Origin of the sequence: Frigoribacterium sp. R86507, assembly GCF_044597695.1 — a bacterium.
In the GTDB taxonomy this organism is placed as follows: Bacteria; Actinomycetota; Actinomycetes; order Actinomycetales; family Microbacteriaceae; genus Frigoribacterium.
Genome location: NZ_CP139002.1, coordinates 2522540 through 2549245 on the forward strand (window position 1 = coordinate 2522540; position 26706 = coordinate 2549245).

Sequence of the window (26706 nt, forward strand, 5' to 3'; positions counted from 1 at the left end):
CGGGGTCGAGGACGCGTCACGCATCACGGCGCGCTCAGTTCTTGCCCATGGCCTCGCGGCCCCGGTCGTCGAGTCGGCGCGCGATGGCGGCGGCGAGGGCGGGGTGGTCGACCAGGCGGGGGTCGGCGTCGAGGACCTCGGCCGCGTGCTCACGGGCGAGGCCGATGAGGTCGCCGTCGCGGGCCACCCGCAGCAGACGCAGGGACGAGCGGCCGCCCGACTGGAGGTTGCCGAGCACGTCGCCCTCGCGACGCAGGTCGAGGTCGACCTGCGCGAGCTCGAAGCCGTCGAGCGTGGCCGCGACCGCGTCGACGCGCTCGCGGGCCACGGTGTCGGCCGCTGCGTGGGTGACGAGCAGGCAGAGACCCGGGTGGCCGCCGCGACCGACGCGACCTCGCAACTGGTGCAGCTGCGAGACGCCGAACCGGTCGGCGTCGAGCACGACCATGGTCGAGGCGTTCGGCACGTCGACCCCCACCTCGATGACCGTCGTCGCGACGAGCACGTCGATGTCGCCGGCGGCGAAGCGACGCATGACGTCGTCCTTCTCGTCGGACGACATGCGTCCGTGCAGGGGCTCGACGCGCAGGCCCTGCAGCACGGGGATCGTGGGCACCCGGGCCATGACCCCCTCGACACTCGCGCGTTCAGGGGCCGGTGCCTCGGATCCGTCGGCCCCGGGCGCGTCGTCGCCGGGCGCGTCGCCGGCGTCGGGCGGGTCGCCGGGTTCGGCCGTGACCGCGTCGATCGCCGGGCAGACGACGAACACCTGTCGCCCCTTCGCCACCTCTTCGGCCGAGCGCTGCCAGATGCGACCGCCCCAGGTCGGGTGGTCGGCGAGGGGCACGACGAACGACTCGATCGGCTGGCGCCCCTTCGGCAGCTCGGCGATGGTCGACACGTCGAGGTCGCCGAAGACCGTCATGGCCACGGTGCGCGGGATCGGCGTCGCGGTCAGGACGAGCACGTGCGGCGGCGTGGCGCCTTTCTTGCGCAGCGCCTCACGCTGGTCGACGCCGAAGCGGTGCTGCTCGTCGACGACGACGAGGCCGAGGTCGAAGAACTCGACGGTCTCGCTGATCAGGGCGTGGGTGCCCACCACGACGTGCGCCTGGCCGCTGACGATGGACAGCAGCGCCTTCTTGCGCTGGGCCACCGTCATCTGACCGGTCAGCAGGGTCGGGCGCAGTCGGGCCGCCAGGTCGGGCCCGAGCGTGGCCGTGATCGATCGCAGGTGCTGTGCCGCGAGCACCTCGGTCGGCGCCAGCAGGGCCGACTGGCCACCGCTCTCGGCCACCGCGAGCATCGCCCGCAGGGCGACGAGGGTCTTGCCCGAGCCGACCTCGCCCTGCACGAGGCGGTTCATCGGCACCTCGGCCTCGAGGTCGCGGGTGATCTCGTCGCCGACGAGGCGCTGGTCGCCCGTCCGGTCGAAGGGCAGGGCCGCGTCGAAGGTGGCGAGCAGGCCGTCGGGCGTGGCACGTCGGGGGGTGGCCGCCGATCGACGCACGAGCGCCCGCTGCTGCAGCAGGGCGCTCTGCAGCACGAAGGCCTCGTCGAACCGCAGGGTGTCGCGGGCCGTGAGGTGGTCGCGATCGGTCTCGGGACGGTGGATGCGCTCGTACGCCTCGGACACGGGCACGAGGTCGAGCTCGGACCGGACCGACGCCGGCACCGCGTCGTCGATCGGCGGCAGGCCGTCGAGCAGCACCTCGACCGACTTCTGCACCTGCCAGGACGCCACGGAGGCGCTGGCCGGGTAGATCGGGATCGGCTGCTTCGCCCACTTCTGGGCCTGCTGGTCGCCGACCCCGGCGACCGCCTCGTGCGAGGCGTCGAACAGCTCGTAGTCGGGGTGCGCCAGCTGGCGGAGCCCCCGGTAGTCGCCGACCTTGCCTGCGAAGATGCCGCGGGCACCAGGCACCAGGTCTTTGGCCCGCCACGCCTGGTTGAAGAAGGTGAGCGTCAGGATGCCCTGGCCGTCGCCGATGCGCACCTCGAGGATCGACCCGCGCCGGGCGCGCATCGTGCGTTCGCGCACGTCGAGCACCTGGGCCACGATCGTAACGGACTCGCCGAGGGGCAACTGGTCGAGGGCCGTGAGCTCGCCCCGCCGGGCGTAGCGCCGAGGGAAGTGCGTCAGCAGGTCGCCGACCGTGCGCAGGCCGAAGGCCTTCTGCAGGGCGGTGGCCGTCCGGCCGCCGAGGGCCCCGGCCAGCGACGCGTCGAGGGGTGAGTCGGGCACGGACACCACGGTAGCGCCCGCACCCGACAGCTCCCGCGCCGGGCGGCGCCGGACCCCGTCGCGCCGGCCGGTGGTCAGAGCGAGAAGGAGTACCCGCCGGAGGCGCGGGTCGCCTTCGCGAGGTCGGCCACGTGCCCGTCGTCGTTGAGCTCGAGAGCCCGCAGCTGCCGTGCCACCCCGCGGGCGGACTGCTTGCAGAAGCCGACGGCCAGGTGACGCTCCGCGTCGGAGTCGGCTCGCGCCTCCTGAAGGGCCGTCGAGGCCCGGGAGAGGACGGCCGTCTGCGCGTAGATGCCGCTCGCCGCGTCGGCGAGGCGCTTCTGGACGAGCTGCTTCTCTTGCACCTTCTTGCCGTGCTTGCGGAGCGCCCCCTCGGTGCGCTCGCGCAGCCGCGAGACCTGGTCGCCGAGCTCGGCGGCCTGCTTGGCGAGCGCGGGATGGACCCCGACCGGCCGCTCGGGCCGGATGCGCCGCTGCACGCGCCCTGCGACGTATGGCGCGAGCACCCCGAGCGCCCGACCGGGGTCTCCGATGCTCAGCGACGCGACGTCGGGCAGCTCCTCGCTGAGCGTCTTGAGGCCGTTCAGGGCGACGAACGCGCGCAGGACGTCGTTGGCCCCCTCGAAGATCGGGAAGATGCGGAAGTCGCGCAGGGCCTTCGACAGCGGGTGCCCCTCCATGTACGCCTCGCCGCCGTGCAGCTGCACGGCCCGGTTGAGGGCGTACCAGCCGGTGTCGCTCGCGGCGACCTTGGTCAGGGCAGACTCGAGCGCGAAGTCGGTGTCGCCGCGGTCGACGAGGCCCGTGGTCAGGTACGACATCGACTCGACGCCGTAGATCTGCTGCGTCATCCAGGCGAGCTTGTCGCCGACCATCTCGAAGTCGGCGAGCGGTCTGCCGAACTGGTGCCGCGCCTCCGTGTGTTCGAGGCTCAGCTCGAGGAACCGCTTCATGCCGCCCGCGATGGCCGTGCCCATCGACATGCGACCGTTGTTGAGCGTGTTGACCGCGATGCGGAAGCCGTCACCCGGCTCGCCGAGCAGGTTCTCGGCGGGCACCCGGACGTCCTTGAAGTGCACGCGCTGCAGGTGGTTGGCCTTGAGGCCGTGGGTCTCGAACCGCGGGCCGGTGCTCAGCCCCTCCATGCCCTTCTCGACGATCAGCGCGACGTGCCCGAGGTCGCTCTGCGCGAAGACGGTCAGGACGTCCTTGTCGCCGTTGCCGATCCACCGCTTCTCGCCGTTCAGCACCCAGCTGCCGTCGCTCTGCCGCTCGGCCCGGGTCTCGAGCGCGTAGGCGTCGCTGCCCACGTTCGGCTCGGTGAGCACGAACGCCGCGAGCTTCCGGCCGCTCGCCAGGTCGGGCAGCCAGCGTGCCTTCTGGTCGTCGGTGCCGAAGAGGTGCAGGGGCTTCGTCCCGATCGACTGGTGCACCCCCATGACCGTGGCCAGGGTGCCGTCGACCCGACCGAACTCCTCGTACACGCGGCAGTAGGCGCTCTGGCTGAGCCCGAGACCGCCGTACTCCTCGGAGACGAAGAGCCCCATCAGACCCCGCTCGCCCAGCTCGCGCACGAGGTCGTCGCCGATCCACCCCTCGCGTTCGGCCTTCAGCGGGTCGTAGCCGGCGAGCACCTCGCGGGCGGACGCCGAGACCGTCTCGACCCGGGCTTTCTCGGCCGCCGTCATCTGCGGGTACGGGAAGACGAGTTCGGAGGCGATGCGCCCGGCGAACAGCGACTTCGTGAACGAGGGCCTCACAGTACGATCAACGCTGGTCATGGCACCGATGCTGCCGACGTCGACGGGCACCGCCAACTCGGTTGTGCAGGTCCGACGACCGGGCGGGGTGGTCGACGGTGATGCGTTGTCGGGATGCTCGAACCACGTGCGTGCCGGGTGCGCGCCCGGTGCGCGCCGGGTGTCGCGCGTCGACCTGGCATGGTTGACCCCATGTCCCGCATCATCTCCGGCTTCGCCGACAACCTCTCGCTCGTCGTCCCCAAGGTCGGGACGCGGCCCACGAGCGACCGGGTGCGCGAGGCGCTGTTCTCGTCGCTCGACGCGCGCGACGAGATCCGGGGCCGGCGCGTGCTCGACCTCTACGCCGGCACGGGTGGTCTCGGACTCGAGGCGGCGTCGCGAGGGGCGGCCTCGGTCGTCCTGGTCGAGAAGGCCCCGGCCGCCGCGAAGGTGCTGCGCCGCAACGTCGAGTCCGTGCTGGCGCGGGCACCCCGACCGCCGCGCGGCACTCCCCCGCGCGTCGACGTGGTCACCCAGCCCGTGCGGTCGTACCTCGAGGGCGGCTCGGCGCCCGTCGACCTCGTCTTCTTCGACCCGCCCTACGAGTTGTCGGCCGCCGACCTCACCGCCGATCTCACGGCCCTGCTGCCCTCGCTCGACGAGCAGGCCCTCGTCGTCGTCGAGCGCGCCTCGCGTGACGGCGAACCCGGCTGGCCCGACGGCCTCACCCTCGACGTCAAGAAGCAGTACGGCGACACGACCGTCTGGTTCGCGCTGCGCGACTGACCCGGACCAGGAGGCGCGGGTCGGCTCGTCAGCCCTGCGCCCCGGACCACAGTCGGTACGGGTCCCACCCGCCGGCCTCGCCGATGTCCGAACCGTCGACGGTGACGCGGGGCGCGCCTCCTGCCGGATCGCGGACCGTGCCGACGGCGCGGAAACCACCGGGCAACGCGACCTCGGGCGGGAACGTGGCGAACAGGGAGTGGTCCTCGCCGCCCGAGAGGGCGAGCCGGGGGTCGTCACCCAGCGCCCGGGCCGACAGATCGACCACGACACCGGAGGCGCGGGCCACCCGACCGGCGTCGAGGGCGAGGCCGTCCGACAGGTCGAGCATCGCGGTCGCCCCGGCCAGCGCTGCCGAGCGACCGTCGGCCACGGGTGGTGTGGGGGCGAGGTGCCAGCCGACGTCCGGGTCGCGCTCGCGCAGGGCGGCGGCCGCGGCGGTGTCGGGCACCCCGTCGTGGTCGACGCCGAGACGGAACAGCAGGTCGAGTCCACGCGCCGAGCGGCCGAGCGCGCCCGACACCGCGACGACGTCGCCGGGTCGGGCTCCGTCCCGCCGCACCGGCGCGCGCCCCTCGAGGTCGCCGAACGCCGTCACCGCGACCGTGAAGGTCGGCGAGACCGAGAGGTCACCGCCGACGACACCCGTGCCCGGGGCCATCACGGAACAGCCCTCGCGGAGGCCGTCCGCGAAGGCCTCGAGCTCGGTCACGCTCGTGTCGCCGGGCACCGCGAGGGCGACGACCAGCGCCGTGGGCCGCGCGCCCATCGCCGCCACGTCGGACAGGTTCGACGCCGCGGCCTTCCAACCGAGGTCGTACGACGTCGACCAGGCACGACGGAAGTCGGGGCCGTGCACCATGAGGTCGGTCGTCACGACGAACCGCCCGTCGGGCGCCGCGACCACGGCGGCGTCGTCACCGGGGCCGAGCAGCGTGTCGTCGCCTCGGGGCAGGCGCGGCAGGATGCGGGCCAGGGTGGCGAGCTCGCCGACGCCCTCGACGGTGTCGGCGTCGTCCGGGCGGGGGTCCGTGGAGCGTCGTTCCATGTGCTGAACGGTAGCCTGGATGCGATGTCGAACCCGTCCTCGCGCCTCGCCGCGCGCCTCCGTCCCCGTCTTCGCGTCTCGGCACTCGTGCTCGTCGGGGCCGGTCTCGCGACGACGCTCGTCGGCTGCTCGCAAGCCGTCCCGATGCAGCCCGCCGCGGGGGCGAACGACCCGGCCTGCGCCCAGGTCACCGTCCACCTGCCCGAGGTCGTCGACGACGGGCAAGGCCGCCGCGAGACCGACGCCCAGGCGACCGGCGCCTGGGGTTCGCCGACGAGCGTGCTGCTGCACTGCGGCGTCGAGACGCCCGCCGTGTCCGACCTGCCCTGCTACGACATCCAGGGCGTCGACTGGCTCGTCGATCAAGACCCGGACGACGCCGAGACCTCGATCCTCACCACGTTCGGCCGCGAACCCGGCGTCCAGGTGATCGTCGACACCACCAAGGCGAACGGCGGCAACGTGCTGCGCGACCTGGCCGACGCGGTCGGCTACCTGCCGAACGACGGCAAGAAGTGCGTCGGAGCCGGCGACCTGCCCGGCTCGGCCGGGTCGGCCGACGACCCGTCGACGACGCCCACGCCGACGCCGTAGGGCCGGTCGCGGGGGCGGACAGGCTGCGTCAGCCCTCGGGCTCGGTCAGCGCTCGGTCTCGAGGCCGAGGGCGATGAGTTCGTCGATCAGCTCGGGGTAGCTGAGGCCGCTCGCGAGCCAGCAGGCGGGGAACATCGAGATGGGCGTGAAGCCGGGCATGGTGTTGACCTCGTTGATCACCCAGCCGTCGTCGGTCAGGAAGAAGTCGACGCGAGCCAGGCCCGTGCCGTCGATGGCCTCGAAGGCCAGCGCGGCGAGCCGCTGCATCTCGGCGAGGTCGCCCGGGGAGAGGTCGGCGGGGCAGACCAGGTCGGCCCCGGGGGCGCCGAGGTACTTCGACTCGAAGTCGTAGAAGGTGTCGCTCGCGAGGACGATCTCGCCCGCGACCGAGGTGCGGGGCGACGCCCCGTCGCGTCCACCGAGCACTGCGCACTCGATCTCGCGGCCGACGACCGCGGACTCGACGAGGACCTTGTGGTCCTCGGCGAAGGCCTTGGCCATGGCCGTGGCGAGGTCGGCGGGCGCGTCGACGCGCGACACCCCCACGCTCGACCCGGCTCGGGCGGGCTTGACGAACATCGGGTAGCCGAGCGGCTCGACGTCGGCGGTCACGCGCTCGGGCGCGGCGTCCCAGTCACGACGACGGACGGTGCGCCACGGGGCGACGGTCACGCCGGCGGCCTGCAGCACCGTCTTCGTGAAGTGCTTGTCCATGCCGAGCGACGAGGCGAGCACGCCCGCCCCGACGTAGGGCAGCCCGGTCAGTTCGAGCAGGCCCTGCACCGTGCCGTCCTCGCCGAACGGACCGTGCAGGATCGGGAACACCACGTCGACCTCGCCCAGCAGGCGCGTCGTGCCGTCGCGCTCGGTGACGGTCAGCTCGCGGGTGGTGGACGACTCGGGCCAGTGCACGCGCGTGCCGTTGTCGACGACGGTCGGCAGCGTCTCGGCGTCGAGCGCGAACCTCGCCGCGTCGTCGGGCTGGAGGGTGAACGCCCCGTCGACGGTGATGCCCACGGGCACCACGTCGTAGCGGGTGCGGTCGATCGCCGAGAGGACTCCCCCGGCCGTCGCGCAGCTGATCGAGTGCTCGCTCGAGCGGCCACCGAAGAGGACGACCACGACGGTCTTGGCCGTCTCGGTGGCCGAGACCCCGACCGGCGAGATGTCGACCGACGAGATGTCGGCTGCGGCGAGGCGGGTGGTCGCGGTGGGCTCGGTGCTCGCCATGGAGGGCCTTTCGTCGGTGTCACGGCCCGCGGGCCGACCCGCGGTGAGCGGGCTCTGGACGTCGCATGCCCCCGGCACGGACGACCTGCGGTCACTCGCCCTGGGGCTCGTCCGTCTCGGTGAGGTGTGGGGCGATGTTGCGCGGGTCGAGTGTACCGGCGAGCACCTCGGCCACCTGCTGGACGATGGGCATGTCGACGCCGCGCGACCGCGCGAGTTCGAGGATCGGCGCGACGGAGGCCAGCCCCTCGGCGGTCTGGTTCATCTGGCGCACGACGTCGCCGAAGGCGTAACCCTGCCCGAGCAGCCGACCCGCGGTGTTGTTGCGCGAGAGCGGCGACTCGCAGGTGGCGATGAGGTCGCCCAGCCCGGCGAGACCGGCGAGGGTCTCGGCCTTGGCCCCGAACGACACGGCGAACGCGGTCATCTCGGCCAGTCCGCGCGTGATGATCGACGCCTTCGTGTTCTCGCCGTACCCCACGCCGTCGACGATGCCGATCGCGACGGCGATCAGGTTCTTGAGGACGCCGCCGAACTCGGTCCCGATCACGTCGGTGTTCACGAACGAGCGGAAGTACGGGTTGGTGGCGGTGGCCGCCACCAGGGTCGCCGTGTCGAGGCTGTACGACGACACGACGGCAGCCGTGGGCTGCCGCTTCGCGATCTCGAGGGCGAGGTTGGGCCCCGACGCGACGGCGATCAGGTCGCGATCGATGCCGAGCTCGGCCTCGATCACCTCGCTCATGCGCAATCCGGTGGCCTTCTCGACGCCCTTCATCAGGCTGACGACCGGCACCCCGGACGGGACCATGCCGCGGATCGCGGTCAGGTTGTCGCGCAACGTCTGGCTGGGGACCGACAGGTAGACCTGCTCGGCACCCGAGAGGGCCTGCTCGACCGACGGGGTCGCGACGAGGGTGCGGGGCAGGTTGATGCCCGGCAGGTAGTCGCTGTTGCGCTTGCTCTCGGTGATCTCGCGGGCCACCTCGGGTCGACGGGCCCAGAGGGTGACGTCGGCGCCGCCCTCGGCGAGGACCTTGGCGAAGGTGGTGCCCCAGCTGCCCGATCCCAGGACGGCCACCCGGCGCGGGATCGAGTCGCGCATGACGATCGAGATCGCCTCGGTCGTGACCGCCCCTTCTCCGAGAGCCTCGATGGCGCCTTCGCGTGACTCGGAGCTACTCAAAGCGGCCTGTCTCCTTCTGATGGTTCTTGGCGGGGTTCCACCGCTCGGCCGGGGCCTTCTCTGCTCGCAGCCGTTCGACGAGCTCGGTGACGGCGTCCATCACCGCGGCCGTGGCGGCCGTGACGGAGGCCTGGTCGAGCGGACGATCGCGGTAGGCCGAGAGGTCGACCGGATCGCCGATCACGACGGTGATGCGCTTGCGCGGGAAGGCGTGGAGGCGGCTCGAGTAGCGGCCCATGAGGTGCTGACTGCCCCAATGCGCCATCGGGATGAGCGGGACCCCGGCGGCGAGGGCGAGGCGGACGGCGCCGCTCTTGCCCTTCATCGGCCAGAGGTCGGGGTCGCGGGTGAGGGTGCCCTCGGGGTAGACGATCACGCCGCCGCCCCGGGCGACGAGCAGGCGACCGGCCGCCAGCGGGTCGTGGTCGTGGGTGCGCCCCGCCCGCTCGACGGGGATGTGCCCCATGGCGTGCATCATGCGGCCGAACACCGGCACCCGGAACAGGGACGCCTTGGCGAGGAAGCGCGGCACCCGACCGAGTGACCACATCACACGACCGACGACCACCGGGTCGATGTTCGTGTAGTGGTTCGGGGTGAGAACGAAGGACCCCTCGGCCGGCAGCTTGTCGCCGTCGACGACGTCGATCCGGGCCATCAGGTCGAAGAGCGGCGCGGCAGGTGTCGCGAGGACGCGGAAGAACGCGCCTTTCTCCTTGCGACGCCTGCGCGCCGGGACCGGGACGACGGGGGCGTCGGGGTCGGCTGTCGACACCGGTCGATCAGCCCTTGAAGTCGAAGTCGGCACCCAGCTTGCGCAGCTTCGCGATGAAGTGCTCGTAGCCGCGGCTGATGATGCCGACGTTGCTGATCTTCGACTCGCCCTCGGCGGTCAGCGCCGCGATGAGGTGGCTGAACCCGCCGCGCAGGTCGGGCACGCGGATGTCGGCGCCGTGCAGGGCCGTCGGGCCGTTGATGACCGCGGCCTGCTCGAACTCGCGACGTGCGACACGGCGGTCGTGGTCGGGCAGTCCGTCTTTGTGGACCGTGATGTCGGCGCCCATGTCGTTGAGGGCCTCGGTGAACTGGAAGCGGTTCTCGTAGACCGTCTCGTGGACGACCGAGGTGCCCTGTGCCTGGGTGAGGGCGACGATGAGCGGCTGCTGCCAGTCGGTCATGAAGCCGGGGTGGACGTCGGTCTCGACGACGACCGGCTTGAGCTCGCCACCGGGGTGGAAGAACCGGATGCCGTCCTCGTGGACGTCGAAGTCGCCGCCGACCTTGCGGAAGACGTTCAGGAACGTCATCAGGTCTTTCTGGTCGGCGCCCTCGACGAAGATGTCGCCCTTGGTCGCGAGTGCGGCCGAGGCCCAGCTCGCGGCCTCGTTGCGGTCGTTGATCGCCCGGTGCGTGTAGCCGCGGAGCTTCTCGACGCCCTCGATGAAGATGACGCGGTTCGGCTCGACCGAGACGACGGCGCCCATCTTCTGCAGGATGGCGATGAGGTCCATGATCTCGGGCTCGATCGCGGCGTTGCGCAGTTCGGTGACGCCCTTGGCGAGCACCGCGGTCAGCAGCACCTGCTCGGTGGCGCCGACGCTCGGGTAGGGCAGCTCGATGTTGGCGCCGGTTAGGCCGTTGGGCGCGGTGAGGTGGATGCCGTTGTACGACTTGTCGACGACGGCACCGAAGGCACGCAGGGCGTCGAGGTGGAAGTCGATGGGCCGGTCGCCGATGCGGCAGCCGCCGAGGTCGGGGATGAACGCCTCGCCCAGGCGGTGCAGCAGCGGTCCGCAGAAGAGGATCGGGATGCGGCTCGAGCCGGCGTGGGCGTCGATCTCGGCGAAGTGGGCGGACTCGACGGCGGAGGGGTCGAGGATCATCTCGCCGCGAGCCGGGTCGGTGATGCGCACGCCGTGCACCGAGAGCAGGCCGCGGACGACGTTGACGTCGCTGATGTCCGGGACGTCCTTCAGGATGCTGGGGGTGTCGCCCAGGAGGGCCGCGACCATGGCCTTCGTGGCCAGGTTCTTGGCTCCACGCACCTCGATGCGACCGATCAGCGGTTTGCCACCCCGGATGACGATCTCATCGGAGGTCAGCCCCACACGGGCACCTGCTGCTGCTGCGTCTTGGACGAGAGAGTTCACTTACTTCACCGGCAATGTCTTCGGGCGCCAGGCGGCGCGGCGGGATTCGAATTCTGTGATGGCCGCTTCGTCGCGGAGGGTCAGGCCGATGTCGTCGAGGCCTTCGAGGAGTCGCCACTTAGTGTAGGCATCGACTTCGAATCCGACGGTGAGGCTGCCGATCGTGGCGGTCTGCGCCACGAGGTCGACCGTGATCTCGACGCCCGGCCGGCGATCGATCTCGGCCCAGATGCGCTCGACGTCGTCCTCGGCGACGGCTGCGGCGAGCAGTCCCTGCTTGCCGGAGTTGCCCCGGAAGATGTCGCCGAAGCGCGAGCTGATGATGACGTCGAAGCCGAAGTCGCGCAGCGCCCACACGGCGTGTTCACGACTCGAACCGGTGCCGAAGTCGGGGCCGGCGACGAGGACGCGCGCGCCCTGGAACTCTGGCCGGTTCAGCACGAACTCGGGGTCGTTGCGCCACCCGAAGAACAGGGCGTCCTCGAAGCCGGTCTTGGTGACCCGCTTGAGGAACTGCGCCGGGATGATCTGGTCGGTGTCGACGTTCGAACGCTTCAGCGGAGCGGCGACACCGGTGACGGTGGTGAACTTCTGCATCAGAGGGCCCTTGCTCGATCGGTGCCGTCGGCGAGGACGGGTTCGTCGGTCGCCCGGACGTCGGCGGAGGCCGCCGCGGCGTGGTCGTCGTCGGCCTGGAGGTCCCACGGCGAGGACAGGGTCCCGCGCACCGCGGTGGCCGCGGCGACGAGGGGCGACACGAGGTGCGTGCGACCGCCCTTGCCCTGGCGACCTTCGAAGTTGCGGTTCGAGGTCGATGCACACCGCTCGCCCGGTGCGAGCTGGTCGGGGTTCATGCCGAGGCACATCGAGCACCCGGCGAAGCGCCACTCGGCGCCGAAGTCGGTGAAGACCCGGTCGAGCCCCTCGGCCTCGGCCTCGAGGCGGACGCGAGCCGACCCCGGCACGACCATGACGCGCACGCCCTCGGCCTTGGTGCGGCCGCGGATGATCGACGCGAACGCACGGAGATCTTCGATTCGACTGTTGGTGCACGACCCCATGAACACGGCGTCGACCGGGATGGCCTTCATCGGCGTGCCGGCCTCGAGGGCCATGTACTCGAGCGCACGCGTCGCCGCGGCCTTCTCGTTGGGGTCGACGACCGACTCGGGGTCGGGCACGGAGTCGCTGAGCGACACGCCCTGGCCCGGGTTGGTGCCCCACGTGACGAACGGCTCGAGCGTGTCGGCGTCGAGGAAGATCTCGGCGTCGAACACGGCGTCGTCGTCGGTCGGCAGGGTGTCCCAGTAGGCGACGGCTTCGTCCCAGTCGGCACCCGTCGGAGCGTGCGGCCGACCCTGCAGGTAGTCGTACGTGGTCTGGTCGGGCGCGACCATGCCCGCCCGGGCACCTGCCTCGATGGACATGTTGCAGATCGTCATGCGCCCCTCCATCGAGAGGGCGCGGATCGCGCCGCCGCGGTACTCGAGCACGTAGCCCTGCCCGCCGCCGGTGCCGATCTGGGCGATGACGGCGAGGATGATGTCCTTCGCGGTGACGCCGGGGCGGAGCGTGCCCTCGACGGTGACCGCCATGGTCTTGAACGGCTTCAGCGGCAGCGTCTGCGTCGCCATGACGTGCTCGACCTCGCTCGTGCCGATGCCGAACGCCATGGCCCCGAAGGCCCCGTGGGTCGAGGTGTGCGAGTCGCCGCAGACGACGGTGATGCCCGGCATGGTCAGGCCGAGCTGCGGGCCGACCACGTGCACGATGCCCTGCTCGGCGTCGCCGAGCGGGTGGAGGCGGACGCCGAACTCGGCCGTGTTGCGGCGGAGCGTCTCGATCTGCGTGCGACTGGTGAGGTCGGCGATCGGCTTGTCGATCGCCAGGGTCGGCGTGTTGTGGTCTTCGGTCGCGATCGTCAGGTCGGTACGGCGCAGCGGCCGGTCGGCCTGCCGCAGTCCGTCGAACGCCTGGGGGCTGGTGACCTCGTGCACGAGGTGGAGGTCGATGTAGAGAAGGTCGGGGGCGCCGTCTTCGCCCTTGACGACGACGTGGTCGTCCCACACTTTCTCGGCCAGCGTCCTACCCACGGGCACGCCCTTTCTCCTGTTTCGACGTCGAGATGATCCGTGGAGTCTACGCCAGTGTCTCCGGCGGGCCTCTCGACGGTCACGGGGTGAACCGTGCTCCGGCGACGGCCATTCCCGGCGCCCCCGGGGGCTGCGGCGAGCGCCCGGGGCGAGGGCTCCGAATAGCATGACGACACCCGTCGGGCGGACGACGGGCACGCTCGCCGAGGAGGCCGACCATGAGCCACCCCGAGCGCGCACGCGACCACCACTGGGAGGCGCGGGTCGCCGGTCGCTGGCACCGCGCCTCCCCGGGTCGTCGCCTCGTCGGCGTGCTGGGCGCCCTGGTCGTGGCGTCCACGCTCGTGGCCGCCGGGGCGGTGTCGGTGGCTCCGCACTACGGGGACGGCCGCCCCTGGACGGGGCTCGCGGTCGACGACCTCAGGCGGTCGCCGGACGCGACCGGCTGGACGCTCGACCTGGCGGCCACGCTCGCGCCGGACGCCCCGCGTCGGTGCCTGAACTTCTGGGCGTCCCCGGCGGTCGACGGGCTCGTGGCGGTCGGCACCTCGGTCGACCTGGACTTCGGCGACGCGTTGGGCGCGCCGGCCTGCCGCTCGTACGCGTCCGAGGCGGACTCGAGCCTGATCGGGCTGGTGGAGACGGCCACGGGGAGGGTCCGCTGGGTGCACGACCTGGCCCGTGACGTCCCCGACACCGACGCGCTGAGCATCCCCGCGACGCAGGTCGTCCCCTCGGCCGGTCGCGTGCTGGTGCAGACCCAGACCACGGGGGCGACCGTGCTGGCCGCCCTCGACCTGCGCGACGGCTCGCTCGTCGAGTCGACCCGCGGCCGGCGCGACCTGCCCAGCGTCAGCGTCGACTCGCGGGGCCCCCTGCAGCTGCGCACGTTCTCGGGCATCGCCGGGTCGGGCGATCGGTACCAACTCGTGGAGGCCTCGCGTCTCGCCGACCCGGTGTGGGAGGGCGGGGTCGACTCGGGCAGTTCGCCGGCGCTGCTGAACGACGGCGCCCTCGTGTCGCGGGGCGGCGAGACCGTGTTCGTCGACGCCGCGACGGGACGGGAACGACCGTTCGCGGCGTCACCGGACGAGATCGCCGTGCCGCCCGTCGGCTCGTCCGTGACGACGGACGACGGGCGCCGCGTCGTCGCCTTCGGCATCGAGCGCACCCGCGCGAACGGCACCGTCGAGGCCCTCGACGACGACGGTGAGGCCGTCTGGAGCCGTCCGACCGGTGGACGCCGCCTGGCGGTCACGCCTTCCTGCGTGATCGTCGTCACCGGAGGCGACACGGCGGCGGAGTGCCTCGACCCCCGCGACGGCACGGTCCGCTGGACGACCGACCTGGGCGCCCCGTTCGCGGTCGAGGCCGTGCCGGGTCAGCGTGCGGCCGACGTGTTCGTCGTCGTGCAGCGATCGGGTGGGTCACGCCTGCTCGCCCTCGACGGCGCCGACGGGCACACCCGCTTCAGCTCGTCCGTCGGACTGCTCGACGACCTCGCGGCGGCGGGCCGCTCGGTGCTCTACCTGCAGACGGACGACGGTCGCTCGTCGGGGCGGGACGTGGCGGCCCTCGACCTGCACGACGGCCGACCGCTCTGGGCGACCTCGACGTCGGGCACCGTGGCGTTCTGGGGCGGTCATCTCGTGCGGATCGACGAGCAGGGGGTCGCTCGACGGCTCGTCGACACCGCCCGCGTCGGGGCGACGTCGTGAGACCGGGACGCCGGCTCGCGGTGGCCTACGCCGCCGTGGTCCTGGCCGCACTCGCGACCACGGTGCTCGTCGCGCCGACGCAGCCCGAGTACGGCGCCGACCCGCCCTGGCAGGGAGTCACGGTCGACGACCTCCGGCAGGAACCGGGCACCACCGGGTGGCGGGTCGACCTGCGGGCCGCCCTCGCACCCGAGGCCCCGGCCGAGTGCCTCCGCTACCGGGCCACACCCGTCGAGCAGGGGCTCGCGCTCGTGAGCGCCGCCGGGGCCTGGACCTACGGCTTCGCCAACGACGGCGACTGCGCCACCCCGACCCAGGGAGTCGGCACGCGCATCGGCGCGCTCGACGTCGACCGCGGTGCCTTCCGTTGGGTGCACGACGTCGCGGACGACCTCGACGGGCTCGGCCTGACCGGCCCCGCCCTCGTGTCGTCCGTGACGGCGGTGCCCGAGGCGGGACTCGTGCTCGTCCGGGCGGCGGTCGACGGCGAGCAGGTGCTGGCGACGCTGTCCCTCGAGACCGGGCGTCCCGTCGAGGTGGTCGAGACCGGCTCGGCCGGTGACGGGGACCAGTTCCAGACCGTCGGAGCCGTGGTGGTCACCGGCCGGCAGCAGGGCGTCGGCGGCGTCTACCGCTACGACCTGCGCGACGCGCGTGACCTCGACCGGGTGGTGTGGAGCGGGACCGCCTCGACCACGGGCGTCGCCCTCGCCCTGAGCGACCGGCTCGTCGTGGCCCGAGCGGACGGCTCGGTCCAGGTCGACCTGGCCACCGGCGTCGAACGCCCCTGGGGCGCCCGACTCGACCGGCTGATCGGCTACGTCGTCCACGACGACGTCGTCTACGCCCCCCGAGGAGGCGCGGCCACGGGACGCGGGGACGCGGGCTTCGTCGCATTGACCGCCGGCGGCGAGCGCCTCTGGAGCTCGGACCGGGACGTCCGGGGCGGCTACTCGGTGACGAGGTCGTGCCTCGCCGTCACCGACGTGCGCTCGCGGGCGGTGACGTGCCTCGACCTCGCGACGGGAGACGTGCGGTGGACCGACCCGGCGTCGAGCTCGTCCGCCCTCGAGGGCCTGCCCGGCCAGACCGACGACCGCCTGTTCGCGACGGCGACCGCCGCGGGCCCCGGCCCGGTCGTGGTCCGCGCGCTCGACGGGTCCACCGGCTCGGCCGGCGCCCGGGTGTCGCTGCCCGACGGAGCCGTCCTCGCGGCGGCCGGCCGGACGGTCGGCTACGCGCTGGCGTACGGCAGCTCGGGCGGGCGGTCGACGCTCGTGGCGTTCGACCTCTCGAGCGGGCGCACCCTCTGGCAGCACGCCGCGCAGCTCCAGGTCTACGCGTGGGCGGGGCGCCTGGTCGACGTGGACGTCGACGGGGTCGCCCGCGAGCTGGTCTCGCCCGAGCGCCTGGCGGTCCCGACGGGCTCGGGCGGTGGGTGACGCCACCACTGACCCCCATTCGAACACGTGTTCGAATCCGACGTAGGATGTCGGCATGAGCATCGCCTTCACCGCCTCGCTGCTCGACGGCCTGTCGGACGGTCCCGACCTCGCTCCGCTCGTCGGGTGCGTCGACCACCTCGACCTGGGCGAGGGCGCCTGGCTCGACGTCGTCCCCGGCTGGGCGTCGAGTTCCGACGCCCTCTTCGAGCGTCTCGTGACCGACGTGCCGTGGCGGGCCGACCGACGGCAGATGTACGACCGGGTGGTCGAGGTGCCGCGGCTGGTCTCGTCCTACGGCGCGGGCGACCCGCTGCCCGACCCCGTGCTGGCCCGGGCTCGGGACGACCTCAACGACTACTACGCGCACGAGCGCGGCGCCCCCGTCGAGCAGCGATTCGACCGGGCGGGACTGTGCTTCTACCGGACGGGCGACGACAGCATCGCCTGGCACGGCGACAGCGTCGGGCGCACGATCGACCGCGACACGATGGTGGGCATCCTCTCGCTCGGGGCGCCGCGCACGCTCGCGGTCCGGTCCCGATCCACCGGCACGACCAGGCGGTTCCCGCTCGGCCACGGCGACCTGCTCGTCATGGGGGGCAGCTGCCAACGGACCCACGAGCACGCCATCGCGAAGACCAAGAAGGCCGTCGGTCCCCGCATCAGCGTGCAGTTCCGACCGGTGTGGCCCACCTGACGCACCCCTGACGAGCCCCTCCGCCGCGCGGACCCTGAGGCCGTCGCTCGTATGCTGTGCACACGATCGACGACGAGGTGGACGAGAATGCCGGCAACCCGTGACGACGTGGCGCGTCTGGCAGGCGTCTCGTCGAGCACCGTGTCGTACGCCATCAGCGGGCGACGGACCATCTCGGCCGCCACGCGCCGGCGCGTCGAAGCGGCGATGGCCGAGTTGAACTACACGCCCAACGCGTTCGCCCGGGGGCTCGCCGGTGCTCGGGGCGGGATACTCGCCCTGCACTACCCGTACGGGCGCCGCGGAGTCACGTCGTCCGAGTTCGAGTACGTGGCGGCGGCCACCGACCGGGCGAGGCGCCGGGGCTACCACCTGCTGCTGTGGTCGAACCCGATCGACGACGTCGAAGGACTCGGCAGCCTCGTGAGCGAGGGCCTGGTCGACGGGGTGATCCTGATGGAGCTCACGGCGCGCGACGACCGCGTCGCCGTGCTGTCGCGGTCCCGCCTGCCGTTCACGAACATCGGGCGCCCCGACGACGTCGAAGGGCTCTGGTTCGTCGACGCCGACTACGACTCGCTGGCTCGTCAGGCGGTCGACCACCTCGCCGACCTCGGTCACCGACGCGTGTTCTTCCTCGGACAGAGCATCCGGGCCCCCGAGCGCGGGTCCGGTCCGCTCGACCGGACGACGAGGGCGCTGGTCCGCCCCGTCGGCGAGAGGGGCCTGACGCTCGAGACGCATGCGGCGGACGACTCCGTCCCGGGTGGCCGCCGGGCCTTCGACGCCTTCGTCGCCTCGGCAGCCAGGCCGACGGCGGTGCTCGCCTTCAACGAGATGGCGCTCGCCGGCTTCGTGCAGGCCGCGGCGGCGGCCGGCCGGTCGATCCCGGACGACCTCACGGTGGTCGCGCTGAGCATCGGCGACCTGGCCGCCGAGATGACCTCACCCCCGCTCACCACCGTCAACCCGCCCGGCGCCGACATCGCCGCCGCCGCGGTCGACGACCTCGTCGACCGCATCGAGGGTCGACGCCACGACGCCCCCCACGTCCTCGTGGCACCACGTCTCGTCGTGCGGGGCACCTCGGCCGTCGCTCCCCCGAACGGACCACCTAGCAGACCCGGTTGCGCGCCTCCTGCGAGTGTGTGACACTCATCGTCGACGCGCGTCGACGACGACGTGCGGCGGACGATCACCCCGACAGCACGGGCCGTCCGCTCTTGCGACTCAATGAGGAGACACCAATGCGAGCATCCCTGCACCGCCGCTTCACGGGCCCCCTGGCCATCCTGGCGGCGTCGAGCTTCCTGTTGGCCGGATGCTCCGGCACGGCCGACCCCAACGACCCGAACGCCGGAGGCGCGGGTGCCGGTGACGTCGGAACCGCCGACGGCGTCGTCAACGTCTACGGCACCATCAACGGCGACGAGGCCACGCTCCTCGAGCAGTCCTGGGCCGACTGGGAAAAAGCCAACGACATCGAGATCAAGTACACGGGCGACAAAGAGTTCGAGAAGCAGATCGGCATCAAGGTCCAGGGTGGCGACACCCCCGACCTGGCGATCTTCCCCCAGCCCGGCCTGCTGGCCGACACGGTCGCGTCCGGCAAGGTGCAAGAACTGCCCGCCGACGCTCTGGCCAACGTCAAGGAGGGGTGGTCCGAGGACTGGCAGAAGTACGGCCAGGTCGACGGCAAGCAGTACGGTGCCCCCCTGATGGCCAGCGTCAAGGGCTATGTCTGGTACTCCCCCGCCAAGTTCGAGGAGTGGGGTGTCGAGGTCCCCAAGACCTATGACGAGCTCGTCGCCCTGTCGAAAACCATCCAGGAGAAGACCGGCGGCCCCTCGTGGTGCGCCGGCTTCAACTCGGGCGAGGCCTCGGGCTGGCCCGGCACCGACTGGGTCGAGGACCTCGTCCTGCGCGAGGCCGGTCCCGACGCCTACGACTCGTGGGTCGCGGGTGACACGAAGTTCACCGACCCCGAGATCAAGGCCGCCTTCGACTCGGTGGGCGACATCCTGCTCGACCCGAATCTCGTGAACGCCGGCTACGGCGACGTCAAATCGATCAACTCGACCGCCTTCGGCGACGTCGCGACGAACGTGGCGAACGGCAGCTGCGCCCTGACCCACCAGGCCTCGTTCTTCGAGGGCTTCCTGACGGCCGCGAACAACGCGAGCGGTCAGCCGGCGACGGTCGCCGAGGACGGCGACGTCTGGGCCTTCCTCACCCCGCCGATGAAGGAGGACGACCCGGCAGCCGTCACCGGTGGTGGTGAGTTCGTCGCCGCGTTCTCGAACGACGACGACACCGCCAAGGTGCAGGCGTACCTCGCCAGTGCCGACTGGGCCAACAGCCGCGTCTCCCTCGGCGGCGTCATCTCCGCGAACAAGGGCCTCGACCCCGAGAACGCCGGCAGCGACCTGCTCAAGGGCGCCGTCGAGATCCTCCAGGGCACCGACACCACCTTCCGCTTCGACGGTTCCGACCTGATGCCCAAGTCGGTCGGCTCCGACAGCTTCTGGAAGGGCATGGTCGACTGGATCGACGGCACCGACACCGACACGGTGCTCGACGAGATCCAGGCCGGCTACACCTCGTAACACCCGCGCCACAGGGGCCACCGCACGTCGGTGGCCCCTGACCCCGCGCCCGCTCGCCACCCCGCTCGCCGCCCCGGGTGACGGCGACCGGCCGCGTCCTGCTCGGACCCGAACGTGAAAGGACAGAGATGTCCAGTTTCTTCCAGTGGCTGGCGGGAATCCCGCCCCTGGCGCAGATCCCCTTGATCCTCGTCGCCTTCACCGCCCTCGTGGCCGTGGTGCTCGTCTTCGTCGAGTTCGCCCCCCGCCGAGGCCCGCAGTACACGATCATCCGACTGGCCGTCTGCGTGGTCGTCCCGGTCGTCGTGCTGCTGGCGTTCGGCCTCTACAACTCGGTCATCTGGGTCGCCGCCATCGCGGCCGTCCTGGGCGGCGGCCTGTTCCTGCTCGACTACCGCTCGAAGCGCGGTGCCGGGTACTCGCTGCAGTTGATCGCCTTCATGGCACCCGCGGTCTTCTTCCTGATCATCGGGCTCATCTACCCGACGATCACGACCGCCGGACAGGCCTTCATGAAGAACGACGGCTCGGGCTTCGCCGGCCTCGACAACTTCGTCTGGGTGTTCACGAGCCCCGACGGCCTCACCGCCTTCGGCAACACGCTGATCTGGGTGCTGCTCGCCCCGATCACGGCGACCGCGATCGGTCTCGCCTACGCCGTCTTCATCGACAAGAGCCGGGGAGAGAAATTCCTCAAGCTGCTCGTGTTCATGCCGATGGCCATCTCGTTCGTCGGCGCCTCGATCATCTTCAAGTTCTTCTACGACATCCGCCAGGGCGAGCAGATCGGTCTGCTCAACGGCATCCTCGTCGCCTTCGGCGGTCAGCCGGTCGACTGGCTGGGGCTCGAACCGTGGAACACGCTCCTGCTCGTGATCGTGCTGATCTGGACGCAGGCCGGGTTCGCCATGACGGTGCTGTCGGCCGCGATCAAGGGGGTCCCCGCCGAACAACTCGAGGCGGCGTCGCTCGACGGCACCAACGGGTTCCAGGCGTTCCGGCACATCACCGTCCCCGGCATCCGCACGACGATCATCGTCGTGCTCACGACGATCTCGATCGCGTCGCTCAAGGTCTACGACATCGTCTCGGCCATGACCGGCGGACGCAACGACACGACGATCCTCGCGTTCGAGATGGTCCGGCAGTTCCAGCTCGGCAGCCGTACCGGCTACAGCTCGGCGCTGGCCGTCATCCTGTTCGTGCTGGTGCTGCCGATCGTGATCTACAACGCCCGTCAGATCCAGAAGCAGAGGGAGATCCGATGACCGCCACGCCCACCCCGGTCGGGGTCGCCGTCACTCCGCGCACCGAGAGCCAGCTGAAGCGCGGCGTCGCGAAGATCGAGAACTCGAGCGGCAAGCTGAAGAAGGGCTCGACGAGCCGCGGCGCGACCATCGCCGCGCTGATCATCGCCGTGATCTGGACCCTGCCCACGGCCGGCCTGTTCATCTCGTCGTTCCGCCCCGCGAACGACATCAAGACCACCGGCTGGTGGACCGTCTTCGCCAACCCGGGGTTCACGCTCGACAACTACGTGAACGCCCTGAACTCGGGCGACAGCCTCACGCTCGGCAAGGCGTTCCTGAACTCGCTGGTGATCACGTTGCCGGCGGCGCTCATCCCGATCACGATCGCGAGCCTCGCGGCGTACGCGTTCGCCTGGATCGACTTCAAGGGACGCAACACGATGTTCGTGCTGGTCTTCGCCCTGCAGATCGTCCCGATCCAGATGGCACTGGTGCCGTTGCTCCGCCTGTTCTCGGACGGCCTGCGCATCGGTGGCTTGTACATCCTGCCGGGGCTCGGCGTGAACGGCCTCGACGGCTCGTTCGCGAAGGTCTGGATCGCGCACACGATCTTCGCGCTGCCGCTGGCGATCTTCATGCTGCACAACTTCATCTCGGAGATCCCGGCCGAGGTGATCGAGGCCGCCCGCATGGACGGCGCCGGTCACGGGCAGGTGTTCTTCCGCATCGTGCTGCCGTTGTCGATGCCGGCGATCGCCTCGTTCGGCATCTTCCAGTTCCTGTGGGTCTGGAACGACCTGCTCGTGGCCACCGTCTTCACGTCCGGTCAGGGACTGCCGATCACGAAGGCCCTGCAAGACCTCTCGGGGTCGTACGGCCAGTCGTGGGAGCTGCTGACGGCCGGCGCGTTCATCTCGATCATCGTGCCGCTCATCGTGTTCTTCGCCCTGCAGCGCTTCTTCGTGCGCGGCCTGCTGGCAGGTGCCACGAAGGGCTGACCCACCACGCAGGACACGAGACCGCCCGGCGAGAGCCCGGCGGTCTCGTGCCGTGTCGGGTCGTCTCATGCGGAGGCCAGAAACGAAGAAACCGCCAGGCGAGAGCCTGGCGGTTTCTTGTCGGTGCTGGTGGTGACCCCAACGGGATTCGAACCCGTGTTACCGCCGTGAGAGGGCGACGTACTAGGCCGCTATACGATGGGGCCGTATTTGCAACTCGTCGAGTATGCCACACCCCGCGAGTCCGTCACAAATCGAGACACCGGCGCGTCGAGATCGACCCACTCGACGCGCGTACAGTCGCTCTCATGCGCCTCACGAAGCTCGAACACGCCTGCCTGATCCTCGAGAAGGACGGGAGCAAGCTCGTCGTCGACCCCGGGTCGTTCACGGCCCCCCTGATCGACCTGCACGACGTCGACGCCGTCGTGGTCACCCACGAACACGCCGACCACTGGACCCCCGACCAGCTGACCCACCTGCTCGCCACGAACCCCGACGCGACCGTCTACGGCCCGGCGGGCGTGGCCACGGCCGCCGAAGGTTTCGACGTGCACGTCGTCGCCGACGGCGACACCGTCGAGGTCGGCCCCTTCACGCTCGCGTTCCACGGCTCGCGCCACGCGGTCATCCACGAGAGCATCCCGGTCATCGACAACGTCGGCGTGCTCGTCGACGGCTCGCTGTTCTACCCGGGCGACCAGTTCACGGTGCCGCCGGTGCCGGTCGGCGTCCTCGCGACCCCCGTCGGCGCACCGTGGCTCAAGGTGGCCGAGGTGATCGACTACGTCGCGGCGGTCAAGCCCCGACTGGCCTTTCCCACCCACGAGCAGACCCTCTCCGCGCCCGGACTCGCCATGCACTTCGACCGCATGAAGGCCTCCGCGCAGTCGGTCGGCGGTGATGCCGTGAAGCTCGAGGCGCACGAGTCGGTCGACCTGTAGGCCCACCGACGACGGGCACTCCCCCGACGACGAACCGCCCCTCTCCGGTCTGACCGGAGGAGGGGCGGTTCGTCGTCGGGCGCCGTGACTAGAGCGTGACGTCGATCTCGCGCAGGGTCTTCGCGTCGATGGCGACACGCACCTTCTCGACGAGTTCGTCGGGCGCCGGGCTGTCGATGGTCAGGACGCTAAGGGCCTGACCGCCGGCGCTCTGCCGGGCGATCTGCATGCCCGCGATGTTGATGCCGGCGTCGCCGAACTCGCGACCGTAGACCGCGACGATGCCGGGGCGGTCGGTGTAGACCATGACGAGGTGATGGGCCGCGATGGGGACCTCGACGTCGTAGCCGTTGATCTCGACGATCTTCTCGACCTGCTTCGTCCCGGTGAGGGTGCCGGAGACCGAGATCTGCGAGCCGTCGCTGAGCGAGCCGCGCAGGGTGATGACGTTGCGGTACTCGTCGCTGGTCGGATCGGTGAGCAGACGCACGGTGATGCCGCGCTGCTCGGCCAGCACCGGTGCGTTCACGTAGCTGACCGACTCGCTGACGATGTTCGTGAAGATGCCCTTCAGGGCCGCCAGCTTGAGCACGCTGACGTCGTACTCGACCAGGTCGCCACGCACCTCGACGTCGACGCTCGTCAACGGGCTGTCGGCGAGGCCCGAGAACACCTGACCGATCTTCTCGACCAGGGGGATGCCGGGACGCACGTAGGGGTCGATGACGCCGCCGGCGACGTTGACCGCGTCGGGCACGAGCTCGCCGCCGAGTGCGAGCCGCACCGAACGGGCGACCGAGACGCCGGCTTTCTCCTGCGCCTCGTCCGTCGAGGCACCGAGGTGGGGGGTGACCACGACGTTCTCGAGACCGAGCAGTTTCTGGTCGACCGGGGGCTCTTTCACGAACACGTCGAGCCCGGCGCCGGCGATCTCGCCGGTCGTGAGGGCCTCGTACAGGCCGTCCTCGTCGATGAGGCCACCGCGGGCGACGTTGACGACGAACGCCGACTTCTTCATGGCCTTCATCTGCTCGAGGCCGATCATGCCGGTGGTCTCGGGGGTCTTGGGCATGTGGATCGTCACGAAGTCGCTCGTGGCGAGCAACTCGTCGAGCGACAGCAGCGTGACCCCGAGCTGCTGCGCGCGGGCCGGCGTGACGTAGGGGTCGTAGGCCACGACGTTCACACCGAAGGCCTGCAGGCGCGCCGTGATCAGGGCGCCGATGCGGCCGAGGCCGACGATGCCGACCGTCTTCTCGTAGAGCTCGACGCCGGTGTACTTCGACCGCTTCCACTGTCCCTGCGCCAGGGCGGAGTGCGCGGCCGGGATGTGGCGCGCGAGGCTGAGGATGTGCCCGACCGTGAGCTCGGCGGCCGAGATGATGTTCGACGTCGGGGCGTTGACCACCATGACGCCGGCCGTGGTGGCCGCCTTGATGTCGACGTTGTCGAGCCCGACGCCGGCGCGCGCGACGACCTTGAGCGACGGAGCGGCGGCGATGGCCTCGGCGTCGACCTGCGTCGCCGACCGCACGAGGATGGCGTCGGCGTCGGCCAGGGCGGCCAGCAGCGCGGGGCGGTCGGTGCCGTCCACCGATCGCACGTCGAAGTCGGGCCCGAGGGCGTCGACGGTGGCGGGTGACAGTTCTTCTGCGATCAACACGACGGGCTTGGCCACGGGGCGGACGTCCTTCTCTGGGTGGTGTTCGTTGAGGAGCCGCGACGCGCCGTGGGCGCGGCTGGTGACGACTCTATCGACTCGCGCGGATCGTTACGTCCGGATGACGCCGTCCCCGGCCGACGGCGTCGAGGACCCGACCCGCGCCTCCTCGGCCCGCTCAGACCGTCGTGACGTACGCGGTCAGGGTCAGCGACACGGCCGCCACGAGACCCAGAGCCGCGAACAGCACCAGCGTGAACTTCCACAGTTCACGACGGCGACCCACCACGATCGCGGCGACGAACGCCAGCGGCGGCACGACGACCCCGACGATCAGCGGCACCCAGGGCGGCGACACCACGAGGCCGTCCAGGCCGTTCTCGCGGTAGAAGTCGTTGTTCTGCGTGAAGACCTGCGGCACGAGCACGAGGTTCGAGATCGCCTCGAACAGGTCGAAGGCGAAGAAGACGGCGAAGACGATCGCCACCGCGAGGTAGAAGAAGAAGGAGGCGCGGCCCGGTTCGCTCGCGTCACCGGCCGTCACCGAGACGGCGTCGTGCTCGTGGTCGCTCATGCGGAGCCTCCGATCACGAGGGGCCAGGGGGCGACGAGGAGCGCCCCGAGGGCCATCCAGGCGAGACGGCGCCCGGTGCGATCGACGGGGACGAGCACGATGACCGCCACGAACCACGCGATCGGGGCCACCACGGCGAACAGCTCGCCGAGGTTCCACATGAGCGACGAGATCGCGTCGGTGAACGGGTTCGTGAAGTCGCCCACGGCGACGATCCAGCCCGCCGCCCAGAGGAGGAACACGCCGCCGAGCACGCCGTGCACGACCAGCGACGCCGAGCTCATGACGGCCGGGCCGTCGTCGACGTCGTCCTCGTCGTCGTCCGAGTCCGGGTCGCCCGACTCGTCGTCGAGGTCGGCGCCGAGCTCGTCGCCGGCGGAGTCGGACCGTCTGCCCCGACGCGGACGACCCGTGGGCGTGGGCCCCTCGACGTGACTGCTGTCGGCCTCGTCACCCCAGGTCAGGGCGTCGTCGGCGTCGCCGCCAGCCGGCGCCTGCGGCTCGGCAGGCGTCATGCGGTGAGCTTGGACGAGACCGCCGCGAGCAACGCGGGGAACAGCGGGTGGTCGTCCTGGACGCCCGTCAGCGTGCGCGTGAGCTCGTCGGCCCCGAGACCCGAGGTCAGCAGCGACTGCAGCTCGACGCTCTCGACGTCGTCGGGCACCGAGAAGTCGAGGGCGGCACGCACGGCGCGCACGAGGGCGTCGTAGGGCAGCCCGCGCTCGGCGGCCTGGGCCGCGGGGCCGACGAACCGCTCGTGGCGGCTGAGCTTGCGGAGCGGGTTCCGGCCGACGCGTTCGGTGGTGTCGGGGAGGTGCGGGTTGGCGATGCGGACGAGGTTCTTCTCGATGTAGGCCTGCTGCTCGTCGGCGTCGAGCTCGTGCTTGGCCACGAGCAGACCCTTGGTCTCGGCGAGGACGCCGCGGACCTCTGCCATGACCTCGGCGTCGTCGAGGGCCTCGCGGATGCTCGCGAGCCCCTTGCGGAACCCGTGGTAGGCGGCCGCGGCGTGGGCGGTGTTGACCGTGAAGAGCTTGCGCTCGATGAAGGGCTCGAGGTCGGCGACCCACGTGACGCCCTCGATGTCGGGGCGGTGCTCGCCGAACGGCGTGCTCTCGACGACCCACTCGAAGAAGGACTCGATGGTGACGTCGAGCGTGCCGCCGGCCTGCTCGGGCACGATGCGGTCGATGGCGCAGTTCGCGAAGACGGCGTTCTCGGCAGGGTCGTGCTCACGCACGGCGGCCGCGAGCGAGTCGGTCGCGTTGATGGCGTTCTCGCACGCGATGACGGAGAGCGGCGCCAGCTCCGCGGACCGCTGGGCCAGGCCCTTGGCGATGACCGGTGCGACGAACGGCAGGATGCGGGCGCCGACCGCGGTGGTCACGACGTCGGCCGTCGCGATCTCGGCCACGAGGGCCGCCTCGTCGACGCGGCTGTTGATCGCCCGGTAGCCGTCGACGACCGTCGTCCGGCTGTCCTCGCCGACCTCGTGGACCTCGAACGACGACTGCGACTGCAGCGCCCCGATCAGGTCGTCGTTCACGTCGGCGAAGACGACCTCGTAGCCGCTCGCGTGGAGGAACTGGGCGACGAAGCCGCGGCCGATGTTGCCGGCGCCGAAGTGCACTGCTTTCTTGCTCTGAGCCATGCCTTAGATCATGCCACGAGGTCACCTGGCCGACGGACGGCGAGAGGGCCCCGCACCGGGTGGTGCGGGGCCCTCTCGGGTGGTTCGGT

At 71.2% G+C, this 26706-nt stretch carries 23 protein-coding genes and 1 tRNA gene; 10 read left to right on the forward strand and 14 right to left on the reverse strand.

Annotated elements, in window-relative coordinates:
- Positions 1-34: 34 nt before the first annotated feature.
- On the reverse strand, positions 35-2245 hold the full coding sequence (locus SJY14_RS11885; protein ID WP_396599015.1) for an ATP-dependent DNA helicase RecG: 2211 nt from the start codon (positions 2243-2245) through the stop codon (positions 35-37).
- A gap of 74 nt (positions 2246-2319) precedes the next feature.
- On the reverse strand, positions 2320-4026 hold the full coding sequence (locus tag SJY14_RS11890) for an acyl-CoA dehydrogenase family protein (protein ID WP_396599016.1): 1707 nt from the start codon (positions 4024-4026) through the stop codon (positions 2320-2322).
- A gap of 171 nt (positions 4027-4197) precedes the next feature.
- Between SJY14_RS11890 and rsmD the strand changes: the two genes are divergently transcribed.
- A complete protein-coding gene (gene rsmD, locus SJY14_RS11895; protein WP_071254246.1) occupies positions 4198-4773 on the forward strand; it encodes a 16S rRNA (guanine(966)-N(2))-methyltransferase RsmD in 576 nt (191 codons plus the stop codon).
- A gap of 28 nt (positions 4774-4801) precedes the next feature.
- Here the strand turns inward: rsmD and SJY14_RS11900 are convergent, their stop codons facing one another.
- Positions 4802-5821 carry a thiamine-phosphate kinase gene (locus SJY14_RS11900; RefSeq protein WP_396599017.1) on the reverse strand — a complete coding sequence of 340 codons (1020 nt, stop codon included), beginning with the start codon at positions 5819-5821 and terminating at the stop codon, positions 4802-4804.
- A gap of 24 nt (positions 5822-5845) precedes the next feature.
- Between SJY14_RS11900 and SJY14_RS11905 the strand changes: the two genes are divergently transcribed.
- A complete protein-coding gene (locus tag SJY14_RS11905; RefSeq protein WP_071254250.1) occupies positions 5846-6415 on the forward strand; it encodes a DUF3515 family protein in 570 nt (189 codons plus the stop codon).
- Between the two features lie 45 nt (positions 6416-6460).
- On the opposite strand, the gene SJY14_RS11910 is transcribed toward SJY14_RS11905, so the two are convergent.
- From SJY14_RS11910 to leuC, 6 genes are all read right to left on the reverse strand, one after another.
- Positions 6461-7645: a D-alanine--D-alanine ligase family protein gene (locus SJY14_RS11910; protein ID WP_083396105.1), complete on the reverse strand. Its 1185-nt coding sequence runs from the start codon at positions 7643-7645 to the stop codon at positions 6461-6463.
- A 91-nt stretch (positions 7646-7736) separates the two neighbouring features.
- Complete coding sequence (locus SJY14_RS11915) at positions 7737-8750, reverse strand: NAD(P)H-dependent glycerol-3-phosphate dehydrogenase (protein ID WP_071254774.1); 1014 nt, start codon at positions 8748-8750, stop codon at positions 7737-7739.
- A gap of 73 nt (positions 8751-8823) precedes the next feature.
- Complete coding sequence (locus SJY14_RS11920) at positions 8824-9606, reverse strand: lysophospholipid acyltransferase family protein (RefSeq protein ID WP_396599018.1); 783 nt, start codon at positions 9604-9606, stop codon at positions 8824-8826.
- A gap of 7 nt (positions 9607-9613) precedes the next feature.
- Complete coding sequence (gene murA, locus SJY14_RS11925; RefSeq protein WP_054145636.1) at positions 9614-10981, reverse strand: UDP-N-acetylglucosamine 1-carboxyvinyltransferase; 1368 nt, start codon at positions 10979-10981, stop codon at positions 9614-9616.
- A complete protein-coding gene (gene leuD / locus SJY14_RS11930) occupies positions 10982-11578 on the reverse strand; it encodes a 3-isopropylmalate dehydratase small subunit (RefSeq protein WP_071254254.1) in 597 nt (198 codons plus the stop codon).
- Positions 11578-13074, reverse strand: a complete 1497-nt coding sequence (gene leuC, locus SJY14_RS11935) for a 3-isopropylmalate dehydratase large subunit (RefSeq protein ID WP_396600277.1) — start codon at positions 13072-13074, stop codon at positions 11578-11580. The genes leuD and leuC overlap by 1 nt, the downstream gene beginning before the upstream one ends.
- A 218-nt stretch (positions 13075-13292) precedes the next feature.
- Between leuC and SJY14_RS11940 the strand changes: the two genes are divergently transcribed.
- The 7 genes from SJY14_RS11940 to SJY14_RS11970 all read left to right on the forward strand — a co-directional run bounded on the left by SJY14_RS11940 (position 13293) and on the right by SJY14_RS11970 (position 21788).
- Positions 13293-14792 (forward strand): PQQ-binding-like beta-propeller repeat protein, encoded by a 1500-nt coding sequence (locus SJY14_RS11940; protein WP_396599019.1) that lies wholly within the window; start codon positions 13293-13295, stop codon positions 14790-14792.
- Positions 14789-16234, forward strand: a complete 1446-nt coding sequence (locus SJY14_RS11945) for a hypothetical protein (protein WP_396599020.1) — start codon at positions 14789-14791, stop codon at positions 16232-16234. The genes SJY14_RS11940 and SJY14_RS11945 overlap by 4 nt, the downstream gene beginning before the upstream one ends.
- Before the next feature lie 55 nt (positions 16235-16289).
- Positions 16290-16934 carry an alpha-ketoglutarate-dependent dioxygenase AlkB gene (locus tag SJY14_RS11950; protein WP_396599021.1) on the forward strand — a complete coding sequence of 215 codons (645 nt, stop codon included), beginning with the start codon at positions 16290-16292 and terminating at the stop codon, positions 16932-16934.
- Positions 16935-17021: 87 nt separating this feature from the next.
- On the forward strand, positions 17022-18086 hold the full coding sequence (locus SJY14_RS11955; RefSeq protein WP_396599022.1) for a LacI family DNA-binding transcriptional regulator: 1065 nt from the start codon (positions 17022-17024) through the stop codon (positions 18084-18086).
- Positions 18087-18181: 95 nt separating this feature from the next.
- On the forward strand, positions 18182-19540 hold the full coding sequence (locus SJY14_RS11960) for an ABC transporter substrate-binding protein (protein ID WP_396599023.1): 1359 nt from the start codon (positions 18182-18184) through the stop codon (positions 19538-19540).
- A 128-nt stretch (positions 19541-19668) separates the two neighbouring features.
- Positions 19669-20808 (forward strand): carbohydrate ABC transporter permease, encoded by a 1140-nt coding sequence (locus SJY14_RS11965; protein ID WP_054145643.1) that lies wholly within the window; start codon positions 19669-19671, stop codon positions 20806-20808.
- Positions 20805-21788, forward strand: coding sequence for a carbohydrate ABC transporter permease (locus SJY14_RS11970; RefSeq protein ID WP_054145644.1), 984 nt, complete (start codon positions 20805-20807; stop codon positions 21786-21788). The genes SJY14_RS11965 and SJY14_RS11970 overlap by 4 nt, the downstream gene beginning before the upstream one ends.
- A gap of 130 nt (positions 21789-21918) precedes the next feature.
- On the opposite strand, the gene SJY14_RS11975 is transcribed toward SJY14_RS11970, so the two are convergent.
- Positions 21919-21994: transfer RNA gene (locus tag SJY14_RS11975), tRNA-Glu, on the reverse strand.
- Positions 21995-22096: 102 nt separating this feature from the next.
- On the opposite strand from SJY14_RS11975, the gene SJY14_RS11980 reads away from it, so the two are divergent.
- The gene (locus SJY14_RS11980; protein WP_396599024.1) at positions 22097-22732 is read left to right on the forward strand and encodes an MBL fold metallo-hydrolase; all 636 of its coding nucleotides are present in this window, start codon (positions 22097-22099) and stop codon (positions 22730-22732) included.
- An 88-nt stretch (positions 22733-22820) separates the two neighbouring features.
- Here the strand turns inward: SJY14_RS11980 and serA are convergent, their stop codons facing one another.
- The 4 genes from serA to SJY14_RS12000 form a co-directional block, all read right to left on the reverse strand.
- Positions 22821-24410: a phosphoglycerate dehydrogenase gene (gene serA / locus SJY14_RS11985; protein ID WP_054145646.1), complete on the reverse strand. Its 1590-nt coding sequence runs from the start codon at positions 24408-24410 to the stop codon at positions 22821-22823.
- Positions 24411-24570: 160 nt separating this feature from the next.
- Entirely contained in the window at positions 24571-24966 is a 396-nt protein-coding gene (locus SJY14_RS11990) for a hypothetical protein (protein WP_071254269.1), read from the reverse strand.
- On the reverse strand, positions 24963-25481 hold the full coding sequence (locus SJY14_RS11995; RefSeq protein WP_396599025.1) for a hypothetical protein: 519 nt from the start codon (positions 25479-25481) through the stop codon (positions 24963-24965). The genes SJY14_RS11990 and SJY14_RS11995 overlap by 4 nt, the downstream gene beginning before the upstream one ends.
- Positions 25478-26617, reverse strand: coding sequence for a mannitol-1-phosphate 5-dehydrogenase (locus SJY14_RS12000; RefSeq protein ID WP_396599026.1), 1140 nt, complete (start codon positions 26615-26617; stop codon positions 25478-25480). The genes SJY14_RS11995 and SJY14_RS12000 overlap by 4 nt, the downstream gene beginning before the upstream one ends.
- Positions 26618-26706 lie beyond the last annotated feature (89 nt).

What these genes read in the sequence shown, in the direction of transcription:
- SJY14_RS11915 (WP_071254774.1), bottom strand. Translation starts at nt 8,750, where the DNA reads ATGCGCGACTCGATCCCGCGCCGGGTGGCCGTCCTGGGATCGGGCAGC.
- SJY14_RS11910 (WP_083396105.1), bottom strand. Translation starts at nt 7,645, where the DNA reads ATGGCGAGCACCGAGCCCACCGCGACCACCCGCCTCGCCGCAGCCGAC.
- SJY14_RS11965 (WP_054145643.1), top strand. Translation starts at nt 19,669, where the DNA reads ATGTCCAGTTTCTTCCAGTGGCTGGCGGGAATCCCGCCCCTGGCGCAG.
- SJY14_RS11900 (WP_396599017.1), bottom strand. Translation starts at nt 5,821, where the DNA reads ATGGAACGACGCTCCACGGACCCCCGCCCGGACGACGCCGACACCGTC.
- SJY14_RS11940 (WP_396599019.1), top strand. Translation starts at nt 13,293, where the DNA reads ATGAGCCACCCCGAGCGCGCACGCGACCACCACTGGGAGGCGCGGGTC.
- SJY14_RS11950 (WP_396599021.1), top strand. Translation starts at nt 16,290, where the DNA reads ATGAGCATCGCCTTCACCGCCTCGCTGCTCGACGGCCTGTCGGACGGT.
- SJY14_RS11970 (WP_054145644.1), top strand. Translation starts at nt 20,805, where the DNA reads ATGACCGCCACGCCCACCCCGGTCGGGGTCGCCGTCACTCCGCGCACC.
- SJY14_RS11955 (WP_396599022.1), top strand. Translation starts at nt 17,022, where the DNA reads ATGCCGGCAACCCGTGACGACGTGGCGCGTCTGGCAGGCGTCTCGTCG.
- SJY14_RS11990 (WP_071254269.1), bottom strand. Translation starts at nt 24,966, where the DNA reads ATGAGCGACCACGAGCACGACGCCGTCTCGGTGACGGCCGGTGACGCG.
- SJY14_RS12000 (WP_396599026.1), bottom strand. Translation starts at nt 26,617, where the DNA reads ATGGCTCAGAGCAAGAAAGCAGTGCACTTCGGCGCCGGCAACATCGGC.
- SJY14_RS11905 (WP_071254250.1), top strand. Translation starts at nt 5,846, where the DNA reads ATGTCGAACCCGTCCTCGCGCCTCGCCGCGCGCCTCCGTCCCCGTCTT.
- SJY14_RS11890 (WP_396599016.1), bottom strand. Translation starts at nt 4,026, where the DNA reads ATGACCAGCGTTGATCGTACTGTGAGGCCCTCGTTCACGAAGTCGCTG.
- leuD (WP_071254254.1), bottom strand. Translation starts at nt 11,578, where the DNA reads ATGCAGAAGTTCACCACCGTCACCGGTGTCGCCGCTCCGCTGAAGCGT.
- rsmD (WP_071254246.1), top strand. Translation starts at nt 4,198, where the DNA reads ATGTCCCGCATCATCTCCGGCTTCGCCGACAACCTCTCGCTCGTCGTC.
- SJY14_RS11960 (WP_396599023.1), top strand. Translation starts at nt 18,182, where the DNA reads ATGCGAGCATCCCTGCACCGCCGCTTCACGGGCCCCCTGGCCATCCTG.
- SJY14_RS11980 (WP_396599024.1), top strand. Translation starts at nt 22,097, where the DNA reads ATGCGCCTCACGAAGCTCGAACACGCCTGCCTGATCCTCGAGAAGGAC.
- SJY14_RS11995 (WP_396599025.1), bottom strand. Translation starts at nt 25,481, where the DNA reads ATGACGCCTGCCGAGCCGCAGGCGCCGGCTGGCGGCGACGCCGACGAC.